Annotated in this window: 23 protein-coding genes and 1 riboswitch; of the genes, 19 read left to right on the top strand and 4 right to left on the bottom strand. The window is 73.0% G+C overall.

Annotation, left to right across the window (positions count from 1 at the left end; genetic code table 11):
* Positions 1-130 precede the first annotated feature (130 nt).
* A complete protein-coding gene (locus A4E84_RS37215) occupies positions 131-784 on the bottom strand; it encodes a hypothetical protein (RefSeq protein ID WP_079129280.1) in 654 nt (217 codons plus the stop codon).
* 143 nt (positions 785-927) lie between these two features.
* Here A4E84_RS37215 and A4E84_RS37210 point away from each other — a divergent pair, with 143 nt between their 5' ends.
* Entirely contained in the window at positions 928-2,067 is a 1,140-nt protein-coding gene (locus tag A4E84_RS37210) for a winged helix DNA-binding domain-containing protein (RefSeq protein ID WP_062930756.1), read from the top strand.
* 22 nt (positions 2,068-2,089) lie between these two features.
* Here A4E84_RS37210 and A4E84_RS37205 read toward each other — a convergent pair whose 3' ends face one another.
* Positions 2,090-2,566 carry a DUF4396 domain-containing protein gene (locus A4E84_RS37205; protein WP_062930755.1) on the bottom strand — a complete coding sequence of 159 codons (477 nt, stop codon included), beginning with the start codon at positions 2,564-2,566 and terminating at the stop codon, positions 2,090-2,092.
* Between the two features lie 69 nt (positions 2,567-2,635).
* On the opposite strand from A4E84_RS37205, the gene A4E84_RS37200 reads away from it, so the two are divergent.
* From A4E84_RS37200 to A4E84_RS37145, 12 genes are all read left to right on the top strand, one after another.
* The gene (locus A4E84_RS37200) at positions 2,636-3,478 is read left to right on the top strand and encodes an SDR family NAD(P)-dependent oxidoreductase (protein ID WP_237305072.1); all 843 of its coding nucleotides are present in this window, start codon (positions 2,636-2,638) and stop codon (positions 3,476-3,478) included.
* 111 nt (positions 3,479-3,589) lie between these two features.
* The gene (locus A4E84_RS37195; RefSeq protein WP_062931792.1) at positions 3,590-4,387 is read left to right on the top strand and encodes a VOC family protein; all 798 of its coding nucleotides are present in this window, start codon (positions 3,590-3,592) and stop codon (positions 4,385-4,387) included.
* Between the two features lie 44 nt (positions 4,388-4,431).
* On the top strand, positions 4,432-4,824 hold the full coding sequence (locus A4E84_RS37190) for a nuclear transport factor 2 family protein (RefSeq protein WP_062930754.1): 393 nt from the start codon (positions 4,432-4,434) through the stop codon (positions 4,822-4,824).
* 31 nt (positions 4,825-4,855) lie between these two features.
* Positions 4,856-5,392 carry a GNAT family N-acetyltransferase gene (locus A4E84_RS37185; protein WP_062930753.1) on the top strand — a complete coding sequence of 179 codons (537 nt, stop codon included), beginning with the start codon at positions 4,856-4,858 and terminating at the stop codon, positions 5,390-5,392.
* A gap of 23 nt (positions 5,393-5,415) precedes the next feature.
* A complete protein-coding gene (locus A4E84_RS37180; RefSeq protein ID WP_062930752.1) occupies positions 5,416-6,915 on the top strand; it encodes an ABC transporter substrate-binding protein in 1,500 nt (499 codons plus the stop codon).
* Between the two features lie 20 nt (positions 6,916-6,935).
* Positions 6,936-8,813: an ABC transporter permease subunit gene (locus A4E84_RS37175; RefSeq protein WP_062930751.1), complete on the top strand. Its 1,878-nt coding sequence runs from the start codon at positions 6,936-6,938 to the stop codon at positions 8,811-8,813.
* A complete protein-coding gene (locus A4E84_RS37170; RefSeq protein WP_062930750.1) occupies positions 8,810-10,111 on the top strand; it encodes an MDR family MFS transporter in 1,302 nt (433 codons plus the stop codon). The genes A4E84_RS37175 and A4E84_RS37170 overlap by 4 nt, the downstream gene beginning before the upstream one ends.
* A 234-nt stretch (positions 10,112-10,345) precedes the next feature.
* Complete coding sequence (locus A4E84_RS37165; protein ID WP_063827542.1) at positions 10,346-11,770, top strand: serine/threonine-protein kinase; 1,425 nt, start codon at positions 10,346-10,348, stop codon at positions 11,768-11,770.
* A 129-nt stretch (positions 11,771-11,899) separates the two neighbouring features.
* A riboswitch (cobalamin riboswitch) is annotated at positions 11,900-12,086 on the top strand.
* A 30-nt stretch (positions 12,087-12,116) separates the two neighbouring features.
* Positions 12,117-12,818 carry an energy-coupling factor ABC transporter permease gene (locus A4E84_RS37160; protein WP_062930748.1) on the top strand — a complete coding sequence of 234 codons (702 nt, stop codon included), beginning with the start codon at positions 12,117-12,119 and terminating at the stop codon, positions 12,816-12,818.
* Positions 12,815-13,183 carry an energy-coupling factor ABC transporter substrate-binding protein gene (locus A4E84_RS37155; RefSeq protein ID WP_062930747.1) on the top strand — a complete coding sequence of 123 codons (369 nt, stop codon included), beginning with the start codon at positions 12,815-12,817 and terminating at the stop codon, positions 13,181-13,183. The genes A4E84_RS37160 and A4E84_RS37155 overlap by 4 nt, the downstream gene beginning before the upstream one ends.
* Before the next feature lie 6 nt (positions 13,184-13,189).
* Entirely contained in the window at positions 13,190-13,939 is a 750-nt protein-coding gene (gene cbiQ, locus A4E84_RS37150; protein WP_062930746.1) for a cobalt ECF transporter T component CbiQ, read from the top strand.
* Positions 13,936-14,790 (top strand): energy-coupling factor ABC transporter ATP-binding protein, encoded by an 855-nt coding sequence (locus tag A4E84_RS37145; RefSeq protein ID WP_062930745.1) that lies wholly within the window; start codon positions 13,936-13,938, stop codon positions 14,788-14,790. Before cbiQ ends, A4E84_RS37145 begins: the two co-directional genes overlap by 4 nt.
* A gap of 53 nt (positions 14,791-14,843) precedes the next feature.
* Here the strand turns inward: A4E84_RS37145 and A4E84_RS37140 are convergent, their stop codons facing one another.
* Positions 14,844-15,980: an amidinotransferase gene (locus tag A4E84_RS37140; RefSeq protein WP_062930744.1), complete on the bottom strand. Its 1,137-nt coding sequence runs from the start codon at positions 15,978-15,980 to the stop codon at positions 14,844-14,846.
* Between the two features lie 161 nt (positions 15,981-16,141).
* Between A4E84_RS37140 and A4E84_RS37135 the strand changes: the two genes are divergently transcribed.
* The 5 genes from A4E84_RS37135 to A4E84_RS37115 all read left to right on the top strand — a co-directional run bounded on the left by A4E84_RS37135 (position 16,142) and on the right by A4E84_RS37115 (position 21,364).
* The gene (locus A4E84_RS37135; protein ID WP_062931791.1) at positions 16,142-16,798 is read left to right on the top strand and encodes a maleylpyruvate isomerase N-terminal domain-containing protein; all 657 of its coding nucleotides are present in this window, start codon (positions 16,142-16,144) and stop codon (positions 16,796-16,798) included.
* Between the two features lie 72 nt (positions 16,799-16,870).
* Positions 16,871-17,674 (top strand): alpha/beta fold hydrolase, encoded by an 804-nt coding sequence (locus tag A4E84_RS37130; RefSeq protein ID WP_062931790.1) that lies wholly within the window; start codon positions 16,871-16,873, stop codon positions 17,672-17,674.
* On the top strand, positions 17,674-18,996 hold the full coding sequence (locus A4E84_RS37125; RefSeq protein ID WP_062930743.1) for a PP2C family protein-serine/threonine phosphatase: 1,323 nt from the start codon (positions 17,674-17,676) through the stop codon (positions 18,994-18,996). The genes A4E84_RS37130 and A4E84_RS37125 overlap by 1 nt, the downstream gene beginning before the upstream one ends.
* Positions 18,993-19,325: an STAS domain-containing protein gene (locus tag A4E84_RS37120; protein ID WP_062930742.1), complete on the top strand. Its 333-nt coding sequence runs from the start codon at positions 18,993-18,995 to the stop codon at positions 19,323-19,325. Before A4E84_RS37125 ends, A4E84_RS37120 begins: the two co-directional genes overlap by 4 nt.
* 224 nt (positions 19,326-19,549) lie before the next feature.
* A complete protein-coding gene (locus tag A4E84_RS37115) occupies positions 19,550-21,364 on the top strand; it encodes an ABC transporter ATP-binding protein (protein ID WP_167455428.1) in 1,815 nt (604 codons plus the stop codon).
* A 9-nt stretch (positions 21,365-21,373) separates the two neighbouring features.
* Here A4E84_RS37115 and A4E84_RS37110 read toward each other — a convergent pair whose 3' ends face one another.
* Positions 21,374-22,075, bottom strand: a complete 702-nt coding sequence (locus tag A4E84_RS37110; RefSeq protein ID WP_062930740.1) for a TetR/AcrR family transcriptional regulator — start codon at positions 22,073-22,075, stop codon at positions 21,374-21,376.
* 191 nt (positions 22,076-22,266) lie between these two features.
* Between A4E84_RS37110 and A4E84_RS37105 the strand changes: the two genes are divergently transcribed.
* On the top strand, positions 22,267-23,763 hold the full coding sequence (locus A4E84_RS37105) for an APC family permease (protein ID WP_062930739.1): 1,497 nt from the start codon (positions 22,267-22,269) through the stop codon (positions 23,761-23,763).
* Positions 23,764-23,777: the final 14 nt, after the last annotated feature.

Genomic DNA, 23,777 nt, shown 5'->3' with positions numbered 1-23,777 from the left:
GTCCGGTGAGCGGGGGCGCGGGCGTGGCCGTACCGCGCGTCGGGAGGAGTGACCTCTCGCGATGCGCAGCCACGGGGGTACGACCGCTGCCGGGGCGCGCAGGGGCAGCCCCGGTCGGCACCGGCTGCCGTCAGGCGGCAGCGGACCCCGCGGGTGGTCCCCGGGTGGTGATCGCGTGGACGAGAAGGAGGCGGCGCGGCGAGCGGTTCGTCGGCCGTCGCCGCCGGCGCGCGGGCGGGGGCGGCGGCACGGGCAGGGCGAACAGCAGCCGCAGTGGCGCGGCGAGCCGGCTGCCCACGGCACGCAGCAGCCGGAAGACGGCCCGTTCCCCATGGCCCAGCCACAGGCCGCACAGCAGCGCGGCCAGGAGGTGGGCGGCGAGCATGCCGAGGGACGAGTCACCGCCGGGGGCGTGCCCGGCGTGCGGGGACATGGCCTCCATGGCGCCCGCACTCATGTCGTGGCTCATGGAGCCCATGCCGTGGCTCATGGACGGCATGTCCGTGGAGTGGGCCCCGGGTGCGGAAGGTGCCGGCGGACCGAGGGAGAACGCCGAGTGCAGCGCCGTCTGGACGGCCACGGCGCCGCCGACGACCCTGCGCAGTCCGCGCTCGCGGCCCGCGAGGCACCAGCCCGCCGCGCCCGTCACGGCCCAGCCGGCCAGCAGTGTCGACAGGGGTACGTAGTCGCCGGACATCATGACGTGACCCAGGGCGGCGAGCACGACACAGACGGCCGCGAACACCGCGGCCCGTATCGCGCGAGCACACCACCCCACTGTCATGGCGTCTCATCCTCGCATCCGGCCCCGTTCCGCCACCCAGGAGTACGGACATCGGCCCGGCCGGGCACTCAATCCGAGCCATGTGATCCAGGCCACTGCCGTGGAGCCGGTGGCTCCGGTGGGGCCGCGGCAGAATCCACGGCGTGGACATCACCGCGCAGGAGCTCAATCGGGCCACTCTCGGGCGCCAGTTGCTGCTGGGGCGAGAGGTGCTGGAGGCCGGGGAGGCGGTGCGGCGTGTGGTGGCGCTGCAGGCGCAGCACGCCGCTTCGCCGTACGTGGCGCTGTGGAACCGGCTGGCCGGGTTCGCGCCGACCGAGCTGGACGCCGCGTTCACGGAGCGCGCGGTGGTCAAGGCGACCCTGATGCGGATCACGCTGCACGCCGTCCACGCGGACGACCACCAGGTGTTCCGTGAGGCGATGCAGCAGACGCTGTACGCCTCACGGCTCGGGTACCGCTTCGCCGCCGCGGGGCTCACGCCGGCCGACGGCGAGGCGCTCGTCCCCGAATTGCTGGACTTCGCGGACCGGCCCCGGACGGCCGCCGAGGTGCAGGCCTGGCTGGCGGAGCGGGTCGGCGAGGAGAAGGCGGCAGGGGCGTGGTGGGGGCTCAAGGCGTACGCGCCGCTGCTCCACGTCCCGACCGGCGGGCCGTGGTCGTTCGGCGCGCGGTCGTCGTTCGTCGCGGCGCGGACCGGCCCGGTCCCCGTAGGGCGCGAGACGATGACGGAGGCGCTGCGCCACCTCGTCGTGCGTTATCTGGCGGGCTTCGGACCCGCCTCGGTGGCGGACGTCGCGCAGTTCGCCATGGTGCCGCGGGCCCCTGTGCGCCGTGCGCTGCTCGCCCTGGACGACATGGTGGAGCGGCTCCGGGGGCCCGACGGGACCGTCCTGTACGACGTACCGGGCGCGCCGCGCCCGTCGGCGGACACACCGGCGCCGCCCCGGCTCATGGCCATGTGGGACAGCGTTCTGCTGGCCCATGCCGACCGCAGCCGCGTGATTCCCCCGGCGTATCGCCGTCTGGTGATCCGGGTGAACGGCGACGTACTGCCCACGCTGCTGGTGGACGGCCGGGTCGCCGGCGTGTGGCGCGCGGTCGACGGCGGTGTCGAGGCCACGGCGTTCCACGATCTGCCGGGCGCCGTGTGGGACGGGCTGGCCGCGGAGGCCGCGTCGCTGACGGCGCTGCTGGCCGGCCACGACCCCGAGGTCTACCGCCGCTACCACCACTGGTGGACGAAACTCCCCGACGGCCGGGTGCGCCTGCTCAAGGGCTGAGGCCCCGGAGAGTGACAGCGCGTCAGTGGTGGGCGTGCACCACGGCGTGCCCCCTGCCGCGGCCGATCATCCATTTGTTGACCGGGGTCGTGACCAGGAAGGCGACCGCGAAACCGCCCAGGAGCGCGGACCAGAAGAGGCCGTCCGACAGATGGGCGTCCATCGCGCCCGGGGTGAGCGCGATGATCGCGTTGTCCACGAGTTCCATCACGGCGATCGAGACCGTGTCCGCGGCGAGGGCGATCCTGATCGCGGCTTTGAGGCCGATGCCGGACCGCAGGACGGCGAACAGGGTGAACGAGTAGCCGAAGAGGAACGCGAGCCCGATCGCCAGGACCATGGTGGGCACGTTGGCCCAGCCCAGCGACGTGCCGATCACCATGCCGAGGATCTCGCCGATCGCACATCCGGTCAGGCAGTGCAGGGTCGCCTTCACGGCGGTTCCCCAGGACGCCGTCCCGTGCGCATGCTTCTCGTGTTCATGAGCGGTGTGGTCCATGACACTCGATTATATACCCCTAGGGGGTATGGGCGCGAGGAGTGTGGACGCGACCTAGAGTTGATCACCATGACGACACAGCCCGTTCCACGGACAGAACCGACTCCGCCGACCGGGGCGACTCCGCCCTCCCCGGCCGCACAGGCCTACCTTTCCGAGCTGTTCTCCCTGGAGGGCCGGGTCGCGGTGGTCACGGGCGGCAGTTCCGGCATCGGGCGCGCCATCACCGGCGCCCTCGCGCGTGCCGGGGCGAGCGTGGTGGTCGTGGCCCGCGGCGAGGCCGGTCTGACGGCGACGGTCGGGGAACTGACGGCCGAGGGCTGCCGTGCCGCGTGGGTGAGCGCGGACCTCAGCACCCGCGAGGGCGTGCGGACGGCCGCGGAGCGGGCGGTCGAGGCCTTCGGCGAGCCCGGCATCCTCGTCAACAGCGCCGGGATCAACCTGCGTCCGCCGATGGACGAGCTGGGCGAGGACGTCTGGGACGCAACGATGGCCGTCAACCTGGAGGCGCCGTTCCTGCTGGGGCAGCGCTTCGGCCCCGGCATGGCGGAGCGCGGGTACGGGCGGATCATCCACATCAGCTCGCAGCAGGCGCATCGCGCGTTCGTCCAGAGCGGCGCCTACGGCGCCTCCAAGGGCGCCCTGGAGGCACTGGCGCGCTCCCAGGCCGAGGCGTGGTCGCCGCGTGGCGTCACCTGCAACGTCCTCGTGCCGGGCTTCGTGATGACTCCGCTCAACGCGCGGCTGTCGTCGGACCCGGAGAAGGTGGCCGCCCTCGCCGCCCGCACGATGATCGGGCGCAACGGTCTCGCCGAGGACTTCGCGGGCGCGGCGGTCTTCCTGGCGAGCGCGGCGTCCGCCTACGTCACCGGGCAGTCGCTCTTCGTCGACGGCGGACTGTCCGTCCACTGAGGCCGCCCGGCATCCGCGCGGTGGTCCCCCGAACGGACAGCGGCCGACGGGCGATGACCGGTGCTCGGTGTCACGCTGGGCACACAGGACCCGCCGAAGGGAAGCATCGCCATGATCACGACGGAGTACGTCCCCGGTTCCCCCTGCTGGCTCGACCTGGGCGCTCCGGACGTCCCCGCAGCCGCCGCCTTCTACGCTGCCGTCCTCGGGTGGGACTACGAGTCCATGGCCGAGAGCGAGGACTTCGAGGGCGGGATGTTCAAGAAGGACGGCAAGATCGTCGCCGGGCTCGGCAGGCTCACCGAGGAAGGCGCGCGATCGGCCTGGATGCTCTACTACTGCGTCTCCGACGCGGACGCCACGACGCAGGCCGTGCAAGAGGCGGGCGGCACCGTGCGGGTCGCACCGATGGACCTCGACGACTGGGGCCGGATGGCGCAGTACAGCGACCCGCTCGGCGGTCAGTTCGCCGTCTGGCAGCCCGGCACGAACAAGGGCCTGGAGCTGGTCGACCAGCCGGGCTCCCTGTCGTGGACCGAGCTGTACACGAGCGACGCCGCGGGTGCGCGGGAGTTCTACGGCATCCTCTTCGGCTGGCAGTTCAGCGACATGCCGCTGCCGGGTGACGCCGGCACGTACACCCTGATCACCCCCTCCGGGCTCCCCGAGGACCGGATGCACGGCGGGCTGATGGAGCTCCGCAAGGAGGACCTGGCCCTGACGGGCGGGCGGCCGTACTGGCACCCGGTCTTCGCCGTCGAGGACTGCGACGCCGCGGTGGCCGAGGTCGCCGGGAACGGCGGCACGGTGCAGATGGGCCCGGAGGACATGGAGGGCGTCGGCCGCCTCGCCGTCTGCCTCGACCCGGCCGGCGCCGACTTCGTGGTGCTCACCCCGTCCGTGAGCTGAACCGGGCACCCCGCAGCACCGGCCGGCCCGACCACGGTCGCGACATGAACCGGAAGCCCGATCCCGAAGACACCCGTCAGCTCGCCCGTCTGGTGAGGGGCTGGGCCGAGGCGATCGTGTCCAACGACCCCGCGCGGATCGCCGGCTTCATGGCGGACGAGTGGGTCATCGTCTCCGATTCGGGGATCGACCCCAAGGACGAGTTCCTCTCCCTCGTCGAGTCCGGCGCGCTCACCCATGCGGCGATGGACCTCACGACGGATCCGCGGATCCGCGTCTACGGCGACACCGCCGTGGTGACGGGGCGGGTGACGAACACGGCCCACTACCAGGGCGAGCGCCACGACGCCGACGAGTGGACGACGGACGTGTTCGTGCGGCGGCAGGGCCGCTGGGTGTGCGTACTGAGCCACATCACACCGGCGGCCCCCGGCTGAACCGCGGAGTCCTCTTGCATATGATGTGCAAATGCGCGAGTACTGCATCAGGGAAGCCGCGGCGGCCGACATCGACGGGGCCCGGGCGGTGATGCTCGACGCCGTCTACCGCGACTTCGGCACGGGTTACGTGCCGCGCTGGCACGCCGACATCATCGACCCGGTGCCGTTCTATGTCACGCCGCCCCGGCACACCCTCCTGGTCGCCGTGGACGAACGGGACGGGACGGTGGCGGCGACCGCAGCCCTGGACGCGCGCGGCCCGGCGCACCCGCCGAACCCCCGCCGGCTGGCCGAGCGGTTCCCCTCGGGCGAGACGGCGCAGCTGCGGCGGGTGTACGTGCGCCCCGAGCACCGGCGGCGCGGCCTGGCCCGGCAACTCGTCGACGGCCTGCTGGAGTTCGCCCGGGCCGACGGCGGATACCGGTCCGTGTACCTGCACACGTACCCGCACTCCCCCGGCGCACTGGGCCTGTGGAAGGCGCTGGGCAAGGCGGTGTGCGACGAGCGGGAGGAAGTGCCCGGCGGGGGCAACGGGGTGGTGCACTTCGAGATACCGCTCTCTTGATGAAAATGGTATTCATATGCACTATGAGAACCTCTCGCCGGCTCATAGCCGGGCTGTTCGTGCTCCCCTTGCTCTCCGGTTGTTTCGCCTCTTCCGGTGACGACTCGTCCGCCTCCGCCGGCGCCGCCGGCGGTGCACGCCTGCGTGTGGCCCTGCCCTTCGCCCCCACGGAGAACTACTCGCCGTACGGCCAGGACGCGATGCTCCTGTCCCGGCTCGGTGTCAGCGAGGGGCTGACGAGGCTGGACGCCAACGGCACGGCGGTACCGGCACTGGCCGAGTCGTGGAGCAGGGAGAACGACGGCAGGAGCTGGGTGTTCTCACTGCGGGACGCGAAGTTCCAGGACGGCGGGGCGGTCACCGCCGAGGCCGTCGCCGCCGCCCTCACGGCCGCCGGGAAGGCCGACCCGGCACCGTCCGCGCTCTCCGGCGTGAAGCTGACCGCCACGGCCGAGGACGAGCGCCGGGTCCGGGTCACCACCGCCGAATCCGACCCCGTCCTGCCGCTGCGGCTGTCCAACCCGTCCCTCGCGGTGTTCGCGCCCGAGGCGTACGACAAGAAGGGCACGGTGAACGTCGTCGGCACCGCCACCGGTCCCTTCGAACTCACCAGGACCGACGGCGACACCGCCGCCACGCTGAACCGTTTCGACGACTACTGGGGCGGCCGGGCCCAGGCCTCCGGCGTCACCGCCAGGTTCGTCTCCGACGGCACCGCCCGCGCCAACGCCCTGCGCACCGGCGAGGTCGACATCGCCGAGTCCCTGCCCGTCGCCCAGATCGCCTCCCTCGACAAGGACGACGTCCACGAGGTCGACACCGCCCGCAACACCAGCCTTTACCTCAACACCAGGTCCGGCGCCTTCACCGACGCGGGGCTGCGGGCCGCCGCACGCGAGGCGATCGACACCTCGGTCATCGCCAAGGGCGCCTACGAGGGGTACGCCGTCCCCGCGCAGGGTCTGTTCGGTCCGGCCCTGACCTGGGCGGCCGGCAAGCGCGTCGAACCGGCCGGGCGGGCGCGCGCGACCCGCCCCGACGGCGAGAGCATCACCCTCGCCACCTACAGCGACCGGCCCGAACTGCCGGAAACCGCCCAGGTACTCCAGCAGCAGCTGCGGAAGGCGGGGTTCAAGGTGAAGCTGGAGGTCCGCACGTACGCGCGTCTCGAAGGCGACCTGCTGGACGGCACGTTCGACGCGGCGGTCTTCTCCCGCAACATGATGCTGGACACCGGGGACCCGGTCACCGTCCTCGCGAGCGACTACACCTGCGACGGCTCCAACAACCTGTCGTTCCTCTGCGACAAGAACGTGGACAAGCTGGTCGCCGCCGCGCAGGCCGAGTCCGGCACCGCCGAGCGGCAGGACGCCGCCATGAAGGCGGAGGCGGCCGTCCTCGGCACCGACTCGGTGATCCCGCTGGTGCATCTGAAGCTCGTCGCGGGCATCGCGACGGAGGTGCAGGGCGCGCTGCCCGATCCGTACGAGCGCACCCTCATAGGGACGGGAACCCGGCGCTGAGCAGCTCGAAGACACCCTCGATGAACGGAGCGGCCGCCGCGCTGCGCGCCCTCGCGCGCAGCAGCGCCCCGGCGCTGCTGTGGCGGACCGTGCTCGTGGCCTGCCTGGTGTGCGGGATCGGTCTGCTGCCGTGGCTGTCGCGCACCGACCCCGCGCTGACCGTGCTCCGCGCCCGGTCGGCGGACCGCGACCCCGATCCGGAGACCCTGCGCGCCATCCGGGACCAACTGGGCCTCGACGACGGCCCGCTGACGCTGCTCGGCCGCTGGCTGGGCGGTCTGCTGCACGGGGACGCGGGCACGTCCTGGGTGTCCGGCGGCCCGGTGCTGCCGGGCCTCGTACCGGCGCTCGGCGTGTCGCTGCTGCTGATGGCCGGGGCCCTGGCGGTCGCCGCGGCCACGGCCGCCGCCGTCTGCGCCCGTACGCTCCGGCTGGGCGCGCGGGGCAGGCTCGCCGACCGTCGTCCCGGCGGGACGGCGACGGCCGTGCTGGCCGCCCTGCCCGAGTTCCTCGTCGCCTCGGTGCTGGTCTCGGTGATCGGTGTGCAGCTGGGATGGCTGCCCGCCCTGGGCTGGTACGGGCCGCAGTGGATGGTGCTGCCCTCGCTCGCTGTCGGCCTGCCCGCCGGAGCGGTCCTGGGACGGATGCTCGACGACCTGCTGCCCGGCGCGTTCGCGGAGCCCTGGGCCGTGGCCGCCGCGGCACGCGGTGTCCCGCCGAAGTCGGTGGCGGGGCAGGCGGTGCGCCGCTGCGTGCCCGGACTGCTGCCCAATCTGGCACTGTTCGTGGTCGGACTGACCGGCGGCTCGGTCGCCGTCGAGCAGATCTTCGACATCCCCGGCATCGGCCGGCTCACCCTGCACGCCGCCCTCTCCCAGGACCTGCCCGTCCTGCAGAGCGGCACCCTCGCCCTCGTCCTGCTCGCGGCCGCCGCCGGCGCTCTCGCCCGGGTCGCCGCCCGGCTGCTGATCGGCCCGGCGCTGCGCGACGGCGCCCTGCAGTCCCTGCACCGGCCCCGGCCGCCCGCGCCCCGCACGCTCCCCCTGCTCTACGCGGGACTGCTGGTTGCCGTCATCGGGTTCGGACTGCCCCGCGACCCGATCGCCCTGGACACGCTGGCCCGGCTGCAAGCCCCCACGCCGGAGCACCCCTTCGGCACCGACGCCCTCGGCCGCGACGTGCTCGCCCGGATCTCCCACGGCGCCCTGACCACCCTCGGCACCGCCTTGGCAGTGAGCGCCGCCGCCCTCGTCGTCGGGCTGCTGCTGGGGCTGCTGCCGAGGCTGTCCAGGCCGCTGGTCGACACCCTCAGCGCCGTACCGCCCGTACTGGCCGGGCTCCTGGTCACCGGCATCACGGGCAGCGGGTCCTGGACACCCGCGTTCGCCGTGGCCGTCGTGGCCTGGTCCCCGCTGGCCGCGCACACCTCCGCCCTGCTGCGGCAGGAACGCGCGACCACCCATCTGACGGCCACCCGGGCGCTGGGGGCCGGCCGCTGGTACCTGCTCGTGCACGAACTGCTGCCCGCCGTCGCGCCCCCGGTCGCCCGGCACGCCCTGCTACGGCTCCCCGGCATCGCGCTGAGCCTGGCCGCACTCGGCTTCCTCGGCCTGGGCGCCCAGCCGCCGTCTCCCGACTGGGGCCTGCTGCTCGCCGAGAACCAGCCGTACGCCGAGCGTGCCCCGTGGGCCGTCCTCTTCCCCGCCGCCGTACTCGCGCTGCTCGGGGCGCTCGCGGTGACAGCCGCGGGCGGCGCACGGCTGCCCCGGCGGCGCACACGGCCCTCCGGTCCGGCCGGACCGCCCGCGGACCGGGTCGCACCGGCCCCGCCGCAGCGACCGGGACGCCCCACCGCCCACCTGACGTCCGTATCCGCCTCACCGACGGAAGAACGATGACCGACCTCATCTCCCGTGTGCTCTCCCGAGCCACCCGAACCTCCGACGCCGCCACGCCCAAGCGCCCGCAGGAGAGCACCTGGCGGCTCTGCAAAGAGCTGTCGCCGCTGCTGCGGCTGCTGATCCTCACCCAGCTCGCCTTCAACATCGGCTTCTTCGCCGTCCTGCCGTTCCTCGCCGAGCACCTGGGCACGGCGATCGGCATGGCGGGGTGGCTGGTCGGCTTCGTGCTCGGGCTGCGCACGTTCAGCCAGCAGGGGCTGTTCGTGGTCGGCGGCTGGCTCGTCGACCGGTTCGGGGTGCGGCCCGTCGTGCTGGCGGGCTGCGTGCTGCGGATCGCCGGGTTCGCCTGGCTCGGCTACGCGGAGGCGAGCTGGACGGTGATCGGGGCGGTGCTGGTGATCGGTTTCGCCGCGGCGCTGTTCTCCCCCGCCGTGGAGTCGGAGGTGGCCCGCCAGGCAGTGGCCTGGGAGGAGGACGGGCACGGGCCGCGCACCCGTGTCCTCGCCCTGTTCAGCGTGGCCGGCCAGGCGGGTGCGTTCGTCGGGCCGCTGCTCGGCGCGCTGCTGCTCGCCGTCGACTTCCGCACCGCGTGTCTCGCCGGTGCCGCGGTCTTCGTGCTCGTCCTCGTCGGGCACCTGTGGCTGATGCCGCAGCACATCCCCGGCCGGGTCCGCGTCCGGGAGCGGGGCGGGGCCCGTGCCCTGCTGCGCAACCGCCGCTTCCTCGCCCTGTGCTGTGCCTATGGCACCTATCTGCTCGCCTACAACCAGCTGTACCTCGCCCTGCCGGACGAGGTGCAGCGCGCGGCGGGCTCCCAGGCGCCGTTGTCCTGGCTCTTCGCACTGTCCTCGGTACTGGTGGTGTTCACCCAGCTGCCGGTGACCCGCTGGGCGGGCGACCGGCTCGATCTGCGCCGCTCCATGACCGCGGGGCTGCTGCTGATCGCGTCCGGTTTCGCGGTGGTGGCCGCGGCCCGGCCGGCCGGCTGGACGGGGGCCGCCGGACTGCTCCCGGCCGCCGGCTTCGTGATCTTGCTCACCGTGGGGCAGATGCTGGTGGTGCCCGCCGCCCGCGCCTGGGTGCCCGACCTCGCCGCGGAGGGCCGGCTCGGGCTGTACATGGGGGCGCTGTCGTCCGTCTCCGGGCTGATCGTCCTGGCCGGCAGCGCGGCCACCGGCTTCCTGCTCGACCTGGGCCTGCCGGCCGCCGTGCCGTGGCTGGTCCTCGCGGCCGTACCGGCCCTGGCGGTGGCCGTGCTGCCGCGCCGTGAGAAGGGGGCGGGCGCGGCGGCCTGACACGGGCGCCGGTGTCCCAGGGCAACCGGGCGCGCGGGAGCGTCACCCCGGCGTGCGAGGTCTTCGCTCCGGGATTTTCCGGAACCGCACCCTGGGAAGACACCGCTGCGGAGATCGGTGGTCACGCCGCGCCAGTATCCTGGGTCGGCTGCGGCACCCCCCACCAATCCCCGTGCGTAAGCGGGGAGTTCGGCCTGCGGCGACGACCTTCCCACACGCATGAGACGAGGACGAGTGCTGCTAGCGGGCCGCTACCGGCTGGAAGTTGAGATCGGGCGCGGTGGAATGGGAGAGGTCTGGCGTGCGTACGACGAGACGCTCGCCAGAGCGGTGGCCCTCAAGCTGCTGCTGCCCCAGGACACCGACGCCACGGCAACCTCCCGGTTCCGTCTGGAGGCGCAGACCGCCGGGCGTCTCAACCACCCCAACGTGGTCGGCGTCCTGGACTTCGGCGAGTACGACAACCGGCTGTACCTGGTGATGGAGCTGGTCGAGGGCGACAGCCTCGCCGGGGTGCTGTCCGGCTCCGGCCCGCTGCCCGCCGAGCAGGTGGCCCGGCTCGCCGCACAGGCGTCCGCCGGGCTCGCCGCAGCGCACGGGCAGGGCATCGTGCACCGGGACGTCAAACCCGCCAACCTGCTGCTGGACACCCACGGCACGCTGAAGATCGGCGACTTCGGCATCGCGCGGTTCCTCGACGACCCCGGCGCCGCGCTCACCGCCACCGGCCAGATCGTCGGCACCGGCCTCTACCTCGCGCCCGAACGGGCCCTGGGCAAGCCCGCGGGGCCCGCCTCCGACATGTACTCCCTGGGCTGCGTGCTCTACCAGCTCCTCAGCGGCCGCCCGCCGTTCCAGGCCGACACCGCCGTCGCCCTGCTGCACCAGCACCTCGACTCGGCGCCCGTGCCGCCCCGCGAGCTCGGTGTCGCAGGGCTTCCCCCGGCGTTCGAGAACTACCTCCTCGGGCTCCTCGCCAAGCAGCCCGAGGACCGGCCCACCGCGGAGCAGGCCGCCGAGTGGTTCGCCGGGGGCGCCTGGCGGGGCCTGCCCGAGCCGCTGCCCGAGGTCTCACCGCCGCTGCGGCCGAAGCCCCCGTCCGCGCCGGCGCACACCGGCCCCGGCCCGTACGCGGCTGCCGAGACCAGCCACCCGACCACGTACGCACTGCCCGCGACCACGGGACACCGCACCGCCGCCCGGGCGGCCCAGGCGGGACGGTCGGGCCGCTCCCGCGGGCGCGGCGGGCTCGGCAGCCGGTCGAGAGTGGCCGCGACGGCCGCCGCCGCGGCGCTCTTCCTCGCCGCGATGCTCCTCGGCATGCGCTGGTTCTCGCCCGACACGACCACCGAGGGCACCGACCCCGACGCGTCCCCGACCGCGAGCAGCCCCGCCGCCACCCCGTCCGACGACTCCGCCTCGCCCATCACCTCCGATCCGGCGGCCGGCCGGCAGATCGCCACCACGCCGACCACCGGCACCGTGGCCGACGTCACTCCGTCCACGCCGCCCGCCTCCCCGACCCCTTCCCCGCCGGCGTCCGGCGCCCCGACCCCGACGCAGGGGGCGGGCGACGCCGGGCCGGAGCAGCCGAAGCCGGAGCAGCCGGTCCAGGCCGGGGAGGGCGACGACGGCGGGGACGACGGGGGCGACGACTGACGGGGGTCCCCGAAGCGTCCTCGCACCACGAGCGCCCGAGCACGTGGATCAGCCGGGGATGCGCCGGTGTGCGAGCGGGCGCCCCCTCGCGCGCCCCTTGGGCGGCTTGTCATCGCCCTTACCCCGGCCTTATTGTCACCAGGCCTTGGTGAACGGGAAATCCGGTGTGATGCCGGTGCGGCCCTCGCCACTGTGAATCGGGAAGTCCGGCTCCGGCCCCTCAGGGGGCAGCCACTGGGTCCTTGCGGCCCGGGAAGGCGGAGTACGGGCGGTGGTACCCGTCAGCCAGGAGACCGGCCAAGGCACGTCAACCATCCACGAGGTGCTGGAGAGGGTCTGCTGAGCCATGCACATAGCCGAGGGTTTTCTTCCTCCGGCGCACGCGGTCGCCTGGGGCGTCGCGTCGGCGCCGTTCGTCGTCCACGGAGTCCGGTCGCTCACCCGTGAAGTGCGCGAGCACCCCGAGAGCACCCTGCTCCTCGGGGCGTCCGGCGCCTTCACGTTCGTCCTGTCCGCCCTGAAACTGCCGTCCGTCACGGGCAGTTGCTCGCACCCCACCGGCACGGGCCTCGGAGCCATCCTGTTCCGGCCGCCCATCATGGCGGTGCTGGGCACCATCACCCTGCTCTTCCAGGCGCTGCTGCTCGCGCACGGCGGCCTGACCACGCTCGGTGCCAACGTCTTCTCCATGGCGATCGTCGGGCCCTGGGCCGGATACGCCGTCTACGCACTGCTGCGGCGCTCCAACGCGCCGCTGATGGTCGCGGTGTTCGCCGGTGCGTTCGTCGCCGACCTGTCCACCTACTGCGTCACCAGCGTGCAACTGGCGCTCGCCTTCCCCGACCCGGGCAGCGGATTCCTGGGCGCGCTCGGCAAGTTCGGTTCCATCTTCGCCGTCACCCAGATCCCGCTCGCGGTGAGCGAGGGCCTGCTGACCGTGCTCGTGATGCGGCTGCTGGTGCAGTCGAGCAAGGGCGAACTGACCCGGCTGGGCGTGCTCCTGGCCAAGAAGCAGTCACGGACCGAGACCGAGGCGGTGGCCCGATGAGCAGGAACACGAAGATCAACCTGGTGCTGCTGCTCGCCGTGGCCGCGCTGGCCGTGCTGCCCCTGGCGCTGGGCCTCGGCGACCACAAGAAGGAGCCGTTCGCGGGCGCCGACGCCGAGGCCGAGACGGCGATCACCGAGCTGAAGCCGGACTACGAGCCGTGGTTCTCGCCGCTGTACGAGCCGCCGTCGGGCGAGATCGAGTCGGCGCTGTTCGCCCTCCAGGCGGCCCTCGGCGCCGGGGTCCTCGCCTACTACTTCGGTCTGCGCCGGGGCCGCCGGCAGGGTGAGCAGCGGGCGCTGGAGCGCGAGGCCGGCAGCGCGCTCACCGGGGCCGCAGGGAAGTCCGCGGCGGAACGGGACTGAGCCGGGGTGCTGCCGATCGACGCGGCGGCGCACAGCAGTCGCTGGCGCCGCCGCCACCCCGTGGACAAGGCCGTGCTCGGACTCGGCCTCACCCTGCTCGCGATCTCCCTGCCGCCCTGGCCGGGTGCGGCCCTGGTGCTCCTGAGCGCCCTGGTGGTGCTGCTGGGGCCGGCCGGCGTGCCCGGGCGGCGGCTGTGGCGGGCCTACCGGGTGCCGCTGGGCTTCTGCGTGACCGGCGCGCTCACGCTGCTCGTCCAGGTGGGCGGTCCGGGCGGCTTCGTCTCCCTCGCCGCTGACGGGCCGGTCCGGGCCGGGGAGTTGCTGCTGCGGACCTCGGCGGCCTCCCTGGGCGTGCTGCTGTTCGCCTTCACCACGCCCATGTCCGACCTGTTGCCCCGCCTGGTCCGGGCGGGGATCCCCGCGCCGGTGGTCGACGTGGCGCTCGTGACGTACCGGATGAGCTTCCTGCTGCTGGACTCCGTGCGCCGTATCCGGGAGGCCCAGGCGGCCCGGCTCGGTCACACCGGCCGGGCCGCGGAGTGGCGTTCGCTGGCCGGGCTCGGCGCCACCGCGTTCGTCCGGGCCTTCGACCGGGCGACCCGGCTCCAGGCCGGACTCGCCGGGCGCGGCTACGACGGCACCCTGCGCGTCCTGGTGCCCGAGGCCCGGGTCTCGGTGCGCTTCACGGCCGCCAGTTGCGCGCTGCTCGCGATGCTGGCCGCCCTCACCTTCGTACTGGAAAGGCCGCTGACATGAGCGAGCCCGCCCTCGTCGCCCTGCGGGGCGCGTCCTACGCCTACGAGGACGGCCCCACCGTGCTCAGCGGGCTCGACTTCGAGATCCGAGCGGGTCGCGCGCTCGCGCTGCTCGGGCGCAACGGCAGCGGGAAGACCACGCTGATGCGGCTGCTCTCCGGCGGACTGCGGCCGCAGGAGGGCCGGCTGACGGTCGAGGGGCAGCCGGTGGCGTACGACCGCAGGGGTCTGACCCGGCTGCGGACCACCGTGCAGCTGGTGGTGCAGGACCCGGACGACCAGCTGTTCGCGGCCTCCGTCGAGCAGGACGTGTCGTTCGGGCCGCTGAACCTCGGCCTGGACGACACACAGGTGCGGGCGCGGGTGGCGGAGGCGCTCGCCGCGCTGGGCATCACCGCCCTGGCCGACCGGCCCACCCATCTGCTGTCCTACGGCCAGCGCAAGCGCACCGCCATCGCGGGCGCGGTCGCCATGCGGCCCCGCGTGCTCGTCCTCGACGAGCCGACGGCCGGACTCGACCCCGACGGCCAGGAGCGGCTCCTCACCACCCTCGACGGACTGCGTACCGCGGGCACCACGGTGGTGATGGCCACGCATGACGTCGACCTCGCCCTGCGCTGGGCCGACGACGCCGCGCTCCTCACCCCGTCCGGCGTGCGCACCGGGCCGGCGGCCACGGCACTGGCCCGCCCGGACCTCCTCCGCGAGGCGGGGCTGCGTCTGCCGTGGGGCGCCGCGGCGGCGGAACTCCTGCGCGCCCAGGGGCTGCTGTCCGGCACGGAGCCCGGGCCGCGTACCCCCGACGAACTCGCCGCTCTCGCGACCGCACGGCAGGGGGCCTCCGGAGGCTGAGGGGCGCCCCCCGGGTCCGGTCCCCCTCGCCTGCGGCCGTCGGGACGGCTCGGTCAGTCGAAGTAGGACTGGAGCGAGCCGCGGCGCCGGACGTCCAGGGTCGCGCAGTGGAACGAGCCGCCGAAGGGGGCGTAGTGCAGCAGGTCGCACGGGATCGGCTCGAAGCCCCACTTCTCCAGCGCGCGCAGCATCCCCGTGTGGTGCCGCTCCGCTATCACCTGCTTCTCGTCCAGCATGAGCACGTTCATGCTGAGCCACTTGCCGCACATCGACGTGATCTTGAGCAGCCGCTCGTCGATCGGGTCGGGCTCGGGAGCGACCAGGACGTCCCAGGAGCCGAGGACGTCCGGCAGGCGGTCGGCGTCGATGTACTCGGGGTTGATCAGCACCTTGCCGGGCGCGAGCAGGACGAACGTCGTGTCGATGTGCATGGGCGTGCGGCAGCGGCTCTCGATCTCGTGGATGCGGTACTCCGGGCCGAGGTGGCGGCGCAGCCAGTCGATACCCATCGCGTTGGTGACGTTGCTGCGGGTGACGAACAGGTCCCGTCCCGCCCGGACGAAGTCCGCCGCGTCGAAGACGGGCTCGAACTCGGTGAGGATGTACCGCATGGGCTCGCCCGGCCCCGGAACGCGAAAGTCCGGATCGAACAGCTCGTCGGTGAGCTGCGGCCTGGGGGCCGCCGTCCAGCGCGCGCCGCGCCGGAAGTAGTCCTTGAGGACCGGTCGGTAGGAGTGCGTCTCGAAGTACCGGCAGGGCCACGCCATCGGCGTCTCGATGATCTCGTCGCCGATCACGAGCATGCTGTCGCGCGGGCAGGTGTTGCAGAAGCCGCGCGAGGTCCAGTCGGGGGTGCCGAAGCGGCGCCGGTGGTCGACCGCCTCCGGCCGCCGGACCGTGACGCCGAGGGACTCCAGCAGGGCGACGAAGGCGTCGATCTCCTGCTGCGCCTGCTCGACGAGCAGCCGCGGATACCGGAGGCCGGACGCGAGCCCCTGCAACCGCCCCGCCCACGGCGGCACGTTGCAGGTCACCACCGCATGGTCGGAGGGGATCGTCGCGCCCTCCAGGCGCCCGACGATGATCTCCTCCAGCGGATCCCACTCGGTGTGCGAACGGACCGGCGACACGAGCTGCTCCGCGCCCTCGCCGCTCGCGGGCGGTACTCCGGGAGTGTGCAGGAGGGTCATGCTCACCACCTCTTGGATCGCAAGCCATGTGATACGCCGCCGCAATGACCGGATCACTCGACGTGACCCACCGGATACGCACGCGTCAACGGTCCCGGTAACCCTTCAGGTGCCCGCAAATGCGCTTGTCCACGCTCGCCGCACCGCACTACGGTGCCGAGGTGGATCGCTTCACACGTTCATGGGACGCACTGCGCGCGGCGGTTGACGACCTGTCCGACGAGGACTTCGGGCGGCCCTCGGGATGTACGGGCTGGCTGGTGCGGGACCTGGTGTGCCATCTGATCGTCGACGCCCAGGACGTCCTGATCACGCTGGCCACCCCGTCCGACCGGGAACCGACCCGTGACGCGCTGACCTACTGGAACATCTCCGACACTCCGCCCACGGGGGACGACCCGCTCGACGCGCTGACCGTCCGGCTGGCCGCCGCGTACGAGGATCCGCACCTGTTGAAGTTCCATCTGGACGACGTCGGCTCCGCCGCCGGGCGCGCGGCCCTGCTCGCCGATCCGGCCGGCCGGGTCGGCACCCGCGACGAGATTCTCACCGTGGGCGACTTCCTCGACACGTACGTCATGGAGTGGACGCTGCACCACCTCGACCTGATAGCCCATCTCCCGACCGCGCAGCAGCCGCCCGCGGAGGGGCTCGCCCGTTCCCGGGAGATGCTGGAGCGGATCGCGGGGAGCCCGTTCCCGACGTCCTTCCACGACGTGGACGCGCTGCTCGTCGGCACCGGGCGGCGGTCGCCGACCGAGGCGGAGCAGGCCGGGCTCGGCGAGGCGGCCGCCAGGGTGCCGCTGTACCTGGGCTGACTCCGCGGTCGCGAAGAGGCTGCCTCCGGGCCCCCGTCGAAGGACTCCGTCCGAGGTGGGAGCATGGTCCGCATGGACATCCGCCGCAGGAACAACGTCAACGTCACCGGCCCCGAAGGCGCGCCGGTGCTGCTCCTGGCGCACGGGTTCGGCTGTGACCAGAACATGTGGCGGCTGGTGGTACCGGCGCTTGCCAAGCGCTACCGAGTGGTGCTGTTCGACTACGTCGGCTCCGGCGGCTCGGACCTCTCCGCGTGGAGCGAGGAGCGCTACTCCTCGCTCCAGGGCTACGCCGCTGACGTCGTCGACGTCTGCGAGGAGCTGGACCTGCGGAAGGCGGTGTTCGTGGGGCACTCGGTGAGTGCCATGGTCGGGGTGCTGGCGGCGCAGGCGGCGCCGGAGCGGATCGGGGCGCTCGTGATGGTGACGCCCTCGCCCTGCTACATCGACGACGAGGGCTACCGCGGCGGCTTCAGCACCGAGGACATCGACGAACTGCTCGCCTCCCTGGAGGCCAATTACCTGGGCTGGTCGTCCGCCATGGCCCCGGTGATCATGGGCAACCCGGAGCGTCCGGAACTCGGGCAGGAGCTGACCAACAGCTTCTGCGCCACCGACCCCGACATCGCCCGGGTCTTCGCCCGTACGACGTTCCTCACCGACAGCCGGGAGGACCTCAAGGGCGTGTCCGTGCCGACCCTCGTGCTGGAGTGCGAGCAGGACGCCATCGCGCCCCGCGAGGTCGGCGCCCATGTGCACGGGGCGATCCCCGGCTCCCGCCTCGTCACGCTCGACGCCACCGGGCACTGCCCGCAGCTCAGCGCGCCGGAGGCCACCACCGGGGCGATCCTCGATTTCCTGGAGTACCTGAAGTGATGTGCCGTACGGGCGGCGTCCCGGAGCCCGCCGGAACAGGCGGCGAGGCGAGCACGGACGCGGCGTTCACCGCGCTGCTGGAGGACAGCGCGGAGGACCTGTACGAGTCCGCGCCCTGCGGTTACCTGTCCACGATGATGGACGGCACCATCGCCAAGATCAACACCACGCTGCTGGAGTGGCTGGGCCTGGACCGTGAGGCCGTCGCGGGCCGCAAGCGCTTCGCGGACCTGCTCACCGTGGGCGGGAAGCTGTACCACGAGACGCACTTCGCTCCGCTGCTGCGCATGCAGGGCGAGCTGCGGGGCATCGCCCTGGAGATGCGGCGCCGGGACGGTGGCCGGCTGCCGGTGCTGGTCTCCGCGGTGCTCAAGCGCGGTAGCGAGGGCGAGCCGCTGCTGATCCGGATCACCGTCTTCGACGCCTCGGACCGCCGCGCCTACGAGCAGGAGCTCCTGCGCCGCCGCGAGGAGGCCGAGCGGGCCCGCGCCGAGGCGGACGAGGCCCGGCGGCAGGCCGAGGCGGACCGGGCCAGGCTGGCCGACGCGCTCGCCGTGCTGCAGCGTTCCCTCGTGCCCGACTCGCTGCCCGCGGTGCCGGGCCTGGAGACGGCCGTGCACTACCACACGGCCTCGCCGGACCAGCTCGGCGGCGACTTCTACGACCTGTTCCCGGTCACCGGCGACCGGTGGGCGTTCTTCCTCGGCGACGTGTGCGGCAAGGGCCCCGAGGCCGCCTCCCTCACCTCGCTGACCCGCTACACCCTGCGTGCCGCGGCCCACCACGACCCGGACCCGGCGTCCGCCCTGGCCACGCTGAACGCCGTCCTGCACGAGCGGTACACCGGCGACGGCAACCCCCGGTACTGCACCTGCATCTTCGGGATCATCGAGCCGGGCGGCGAGCACGGGCGGACGGTGGTGCGCCTCGCCTCCGGCGGCCACCCGCCGGCGCTCGTCCTGAGGTCCGACGGCCGCGCCGAGTACCTGCCCACCCCGGGCGGCCTGCTCATCGGCGTCGTCCCCGGCGCGCCGATCGGCACGGCCGAGACCGTCCTCGACCCCGGCGACACGGTCGTGCTCTACACCGACGGCCTCACCGAGGCCCGCACCGGCCCCGGCCGGGACGACCTGTACGGCGAGGACGCCCTGCACACCTTCGCCACCGACCACGCGCCGGGCGCGCCGCACGAGGTGATCACCGCCCTGACCGGGCTGCTGGAGAGCTTCGGCGACGGTCTGGACGACGACACCGCGCTGCTCGCGCTCGGCGTTCCCACCGCCCCTTCCTCCCCAGGCCCCGTAACGAGTCACACCTCATGAACCCGCTCACCGTCAGACAGCACGACACCGCGGCCGGCGCCGTTCTGCACGTGGCCGGCGACCTGGACTACGACCAGGCCCCCGTCCTGCGGGGCAGGCTCGACCAGCTCTCCCTGTCACCGGGGCAGTGCCTGGTCCTCGACCTGTCCGGCCTGGGGTTCTGCGACTCCTCGGGCATCACCGCGCTCCTCGCCGCCCGCCAGCACGCGCTGGCCGCCGGGGCCGACGTCGTCCTGGCCGCCGTACCGGCGAACCTCATGCGCGTCCTCACCCTCGTCGGTCTCGACCACGTCTTCACGCTCCGCCCGGGCTCCAGCGCCGCGTCCTGAACCGCACGGAACGCCCCGGGGGCGGCGACCGCTCCCCCGGCCCGCCCGCCGTGCCCCCGAGCGCTCCCCGCACACCACCGCCCGGCCGGAAAACGCTTGGACTCGGCGGTCGGTATCGCGGGACACTTCCGGACTCGACCCGAAACCTCACGCATCCGTTGCGGTGATGGCCCCTGCCCGCACGCGCGGCGCGGCGGGCGGCCACAGGACGACACAGGGGTGGGATGGAAACGCCGGAAACACACAGGGTTTTACCGGGCAGGCGCTCGGTGCTTCTCGCACTTCGCCACTACGGACGGGAGTTGTCCCGGCTCCGCCGGTGGTCGGCTCCCGCGATGCTGCTCTCGGCGCTGGGCAACATCGGAATCAACTACGTGGCGCCGCTGATCGTCGCCAAGCTCGTCGGCGACATCGCCGGGAACGAGGACGTCACGGCGGGCTCGACACTGCCGTACGTGCTCGCCTTCGCCGGTGTCCTGCTGACCGCGGAGGCACTGTGGCGCGTCGCCCTGCACTGCCTCACCCGTCTCGAAGCCCTGGGCATCGAGCACCTCTACGTGATCGGCATGGACGAACTGTTCGCCAAGGACGCCACGTTCTTCCACGACAACTTCGCCGGCTCGCTGACCAAGCGGGTCCTCAGCTTCGCCTCCCGGTTCGAGCAGTTCGTCGACACACTGACGTTCCAGATCGTAGGGAGCTTCGTGCCACTGGTGTTCGGCGCGGTGGTGCTGTGGCGTTACGAACCGCTGCTCGTCGTCGGTCTCCTGGTGATGATCGCCCTGACGGCGGTGCTGGTCGTGCCGCTCATCCGGCGCCGGCAGGCGCTCGTCGACCGGCGTGAGGAGGCGATCGCGCGGGTGTCGGGCCATGTCGCCGACAGCCTGATGAACATGGACACCGTGCGGGCGTTCGCCGCGGAGGAGCGCGAGGCCGCCGAACACCGGTCCCGGGTCGCCGTGTCCCGACGGCTCACCATGCGGTCGTGGGACTACGGCAACCTGCGCATCGACACGCTGGTCGCGCCGATGTCCGTCCTCACCAACGCGATGGGCCTGCTGCTCGCGGTGACGCTGGGCGGCGGCGCGCACGGCGTGGAGGCCATCGTGGTGGCCTTCGCCTACTACAACAACGCGACCCGGATCATGTTCGAGTTCAACCAGATATACCGCCGACTGGAGAGCTCGATGACGGAGGCCGCGCAGTTCACCGAACTGCTCCTGACCCCGCCGACGGTGCTCGACCCTCCGGCACCGGAGCCGCTGCGGGCCCCGTCGGCCGACGTCCGCTTCGAGAAGGTGACCTTCGCGCACCGGGGCGGCCGGCCGCTCTTCGAGGGGCTCGACCTGGCCGTGCCGAGCGGGGCGAAGATCGGTCTCGTGGGCCGGTCCGGCGGCGGCAAGACCTCGCTCACCCGGCTGCTGCTGCGGATGACCGACATCGACAGCGGCCGCATCCTGGTCGGCGGCCAGGACATCAGCCGGGTGCGCCAGGCCGACCTGCGCGGCCGGATCGCGTACGTGCCGCAGGACCCGGCGATGTTCCACCGCACGCTGCGGGACAACATCGCCTTCGCCCGGCCGGACGCCACCGACGCCGAGATCCGCCGGGCGGCCGAGGCGGCCCATGTCACCGAGTTCGCCGACGCGCTGCCGGACGGCTTCGACACCATGGTCGGCGAGCGGGGCGTCAAGCTGTCCGGCGGGCAGCGCCAGCGGGTCGCCCTTGCCCGGGCGATCCTGCGGGACGCGCCGATCCTGCTGCTCGACGAGGCGACCAGCGCCCTGGACTCCGAGAGCGAACTGCTCGTCCAGGAGGCGCTGTGGCGGCTCATGGACGGGCGGACCGCGCTGGTGGTGGCGCACCGGCTGAGCACGGTCGCCGGCATGGACCAGCTCGTCGTCCTCGACCGCGGCCGGATCATCGAGCAGGGCACCCACCAGGAGCTGCTCGCGAACGGCGGTGCTTACGCGAAGCTGTGGCAGCACCAGTCGGGTGGCTTCCTGGACGACACCCCCGGTCGGGCCGAGGTGCTGTAGCGCAGGCGCTCACCTCCGCTTGAGGGCCCGCGCCCGGGCCGCCAGAGCCTCCAGCAGGAGGTCCACGGCCGGTTCGAAGGAGCTGTCCGCCATCGCGGGCAGCTCCCGGCGGACCATGGTCAGGGACGGGTACGTCGCCGGATCCAGGCCCTGGTAGACGTCCCGCCAGGACCGGTGGTCGGCCTCGCGCTGCTGCGGTGGGAGGGCGTGGAACGCGGCCTCCGTGGCGGCGTGGCTGAGCACGGTGTCGATGAAGGCCAGGTAGAGCCGGGCGGCGTCGGCCGGCGGGAAGCCCGCGGTGAGCAGCAGGCCGATGCCCGTCTCCACGGCGCGGATCTCGTTCGGGCGCCGGGTCACTCGGTGGGCCGCCATGGCCGCCGCGCGGGGATGGGCGAGGTAGCCCGCACGGACCCTGAGGGCCATCTCGCGCAATGAGGCCACCCAGTCGTCCCCGGCCGTGAAGCCGACCATCGCGTCGCCGATGATCCGGTCGGCGATGGCGAGCACCAGGTCGTCGGTGTCGTGGAAGTAGCGGTAGAGGGCGGTCGGGTCGCAGCCCAGGGCCGCGCCGAGGCGGCGCACGCTCAGCGCCTCGGGCCCGTGCTCGCCGATGAGCCGCAACGCGGTCTCCACGATCAGGTCCTCCGACAGCAGGACCCCCGAACGGGTCGGCCGGCGACGCCGTCGTTCCTGCGGGACACGGGTGGTCATGACCCGGACTCCTCTCCTCGCACACGGACGGCTCCGCGCACCGGCGGCGCCTCGCGCACGGACGGTTCCTCACGTGACGCAGTGAACGGCCCCGTTCGCCTTACGTCAACAGGGTTGACCCAATGTGGACACCGGCTGTTCCATCACAGTCCCGCGCGGCTCTTCCCACCCCTCCCCCCGAGGAGCCCTTCATGTCCTCCGCACCGCCCTCGCCACGCCCCGCGCTGCGCCGTTCCCTCGGCGTCGTCGACGGCGTCGCCATCGCCGCGTCCAGCACCGCGGCCACCACCAGCATCGCCATCGGCATGGGCACGATCGCCACCATCGTGGGCCTGCAGGCCCCGGCGCTCCTGCTGCTGGCGTTCCTGCCGGTGCTGGGCATCGCCCTCGCCTACGCCCGTCTCAACCGCTCCGAACCCAACTGCGGCAACGGCTACACCTGGGTCGGCAGATCCCTCGGGCCCTGGCCCGGCTTCCTGACCGGCTGGGTGACGCTGGTCGGCTCGGTCGTCTTCTGCGCCTACACCAGCGCCATCATGGGCTCGGTCGTGCTGGCCTTCGCCAACAAGGCCGGTCTGCGCAGCCTGGCCGGCATCGCCCTCGACCCGACGTCCACCGGCGTCTGCACGGGGGTCGGGCTGGTGATCCTGCTCGCCCTCACCGCCCTGGCGGTCACCGGTGTCCGGGGCGCGACCCGGTTCCAGTTCGGGTTGCTGGTCTTCGAGTACGCGGTGCTGCTCGGCTTCTGCGGCTGGGCCCTGGTCACCGGCGACCACGCGGTCTCCCTGTCCTGGTTCAACCCGTTCGAGATCTCCAGCGGCACCGCCTTCGCCCAGGGCATGGTCCTCGCGGTGTTCTTCTTCTGGGGCTGGGACGCGGCGTTCAGCGTCACCGAGGAGACGAAGGACCCGGGCGACTCGGCGCGGGGCGGACTCATCGCCCTGTTCGCGATGCTCGGCCTGTTCCTCTTCGCGTCGGTGGCCTTCCAGCGGGAGATGAGCCTGGCCGAACTCGTCCGCAACGGCCCGCAGGCCCTCGGCCACCTCGGGGAGAAGCTGGCCGCCGAACCCTGGGCCACCCTGCCCCTGCTCGCCCTGATGTTCTCCGCCGTCGCCTCGGTGCAGGCCACCCTGATCCCCACGGCGCGCGGCCTGCTCGCCATGGGCCGCGACCGCACCATGGGCCCGCTGTGGACCCGGGTCCACCCGCGCTACGGCACTCCGGCCGCCGGGACGGTCGTTTTGATGTCCGTCGCCGCCGTGATCGCCGTGGGCGCCTTCGCGATCCCCAAGCTGAGCGACATGCTGCTGGCCGCCGTCAACGCCATCGGCCTGATCGTGGCCCTCTACTACGGCCTGACCGCGATCGCCTGCGCCGTGCGCTTCCGCGCCGCGCGGCACGAGGGGATGCGCGAGGCACTGCTCGCCGTCGCCGTGCCCGCCCTGTCCGGGCTGGTGATGCTGGGCCTGGGCGGCTACCTCGGATACTCGTACCTGACGATGAGCGATCACTTCGAACTGAGCCCGGACAACGGCTGGTTCATGTTCTCGCTGCCCGCCGTGATCGTGCTCGCCGGTCTCGTCATGGCCGCCGTGGCCAAGTACGTCCGGCGCTCGTCCTACTTCACCACCGGGCGCGGCACCGACGCCGAAGCCCTCACCCTGCCGATGGACCGCACGGCGGTCTGACCCTCCTTGGAGTT

It is taken from the genome of Streptomyces qaidamensis (genome assembly GCF_001611795.1).
In the GTDB taxonomy this organism is placed as follows: Bacteria; Actinomycetota; Actinomycetes; order Streptomycetales; family Streptomycetaceae; genus Streptomyces; species Streptomyces qaidamensis.
This window is presented reverse-complemented; position numbering and strand designations above follow the sequence as displayed.

Excerpts from the sequence above, each read along its gene's own strand:
- A4E84_RS37200 (WP_237305072.1), top strand. The coding sequence starts at position 2,636 with ATGACGACACAGCCCGTTCCACGGACAGAACCGACTCCGCCGACCGGG.
- A4E84_RS37115 (WP_167455428.1), top strand. The coding sequence starts at position 19,550 with ATGGAAACGCCGGAAACACACAGGGTTTTACCGGGCAGGCGCTCGGTG.
- A4E84_RS37130 (WP_062931790.1), top strand. The coding sequence starts at position 16,871 with ATGGACATCCGCCGCAGGAACAACGTCAACGTCACCGGCCCCGAAGGC.
- A4E84_RS37120 (WP_062930742.1), top strand. The coding sequence starts at position 18,993 with ATGAACCCGCTCACCGTCAGACAGCACGACACCGCGGCCGGCGCCGTT.
- A4E84_RS37160 (WP_062930748.1), top strand. The coding sequence starts at position 12,117 with ATGCACATAGCCGAGGGTTTTCTTCCTCCGGCGCACGCGGTCGCCTGG.
- A4E84_RS37125 (WP_062930743.1), top strand. The coding sequence starts at position 17,674 with ATGTGCCGTACGGGCGGCGTCCCGGAGCCCGCCGGAACAGGCGGCGAG.
- A4E84_RS37145 (WP_062930745.1), top strand. The coding sequence starts at position 13,936 with ATGAGCGAGCCCGCCCTCGTCGCCCTGCGGGGCGCGTCCTACGCCTAC.
- A4E84_RS37170 (WP_062930750.1), top strand. The coding sequence starts at position 8,810 with ATGACCGACCTCATCTCCCGTGTGCTCTCCCGAGCCACCCGAACCTCC.
- A4E84_RS37105 (WP_062930739.1), top strand. The coding sequence starts at position 22,267 with ATGTCCTCCGCACCGCCCTCGCCACGCCCCGCGCTGCGCCGTTCCCTC.
- A4E84_RS37190 (WP_062930754.1), top strand. The coding sequence starts at position 4,432 with ATGAACCGGAAGCCCGATCCCGAAGACACCCGTCAGCTCGCCCGTCTG.
- A4E84_RS37195 (WP_062931792.1), top strand. The coding sequence starts at position 3,590 with ATGATCACGACGGAGTACGTCCCCGGTTCCCCCTGCTGGCTCGACCTG.
- A4E84_RS37175 (WP_062930751.1), top strand. The coding sequence starts at position 6,936 with ATGAACGGAGCGGCCGCCGCGCTGCGCGCCCTCGCGCGCAGCAGCGCC.
- A4E84_RS37180 (WP_062930752.1), top strand. The coding sequence starts at position 5,416 with ATGAGAACCTCTCGCCGGCTCATAGCCGGGCTGTTCGTGCTCCCCTTG.
- A4E84_RS37110 (WP_062930740.1), bottom strand. The coding sequence starts at position 22,075 with ATGACCACCCGTGTCCCGCAGGAACGACGGCGTCGCCGGCCGACCCGT.
- A4E84_RS37155 (WP_062930747.1), top strand. The coding sequence starts at position 12,815 with ATGAGCAGGAACACGAAGATCAACCTGGTGCTGCTGCTCGCCGTGGCC.
- A4E84_RS37215 (WP_079129280.1), bottom strand. The coding sequence starts at position 784 with ATGACAGTGGGGTGGTGTGCTCGCGCGATACGGGCCGCGGTGTTCGCG.
- A4E84_RS37185 (WP_062930753.1), top strand. The coding sequence starts at position 4,856 with ATGCGCGAGTACTGCATCAGGGAAGCCGCGGCGGCCGACATCGACGGG.
- A4E84_RS37140 (WP_062930744.1), bottom strand. The coding sequence starts at position 15,980 with ATGACCCTCCTGCACACTCCCGGAGTACCGCCCGCGAGCGGCGAGGGC.
- A4E84_RS37205 (WP_062930755.1), bottom strand. The coding sequence starts at position 2,566 with ATGGACCACACCGCTCATGAACACGAGAAGCATGCGCACGGGACGGCG.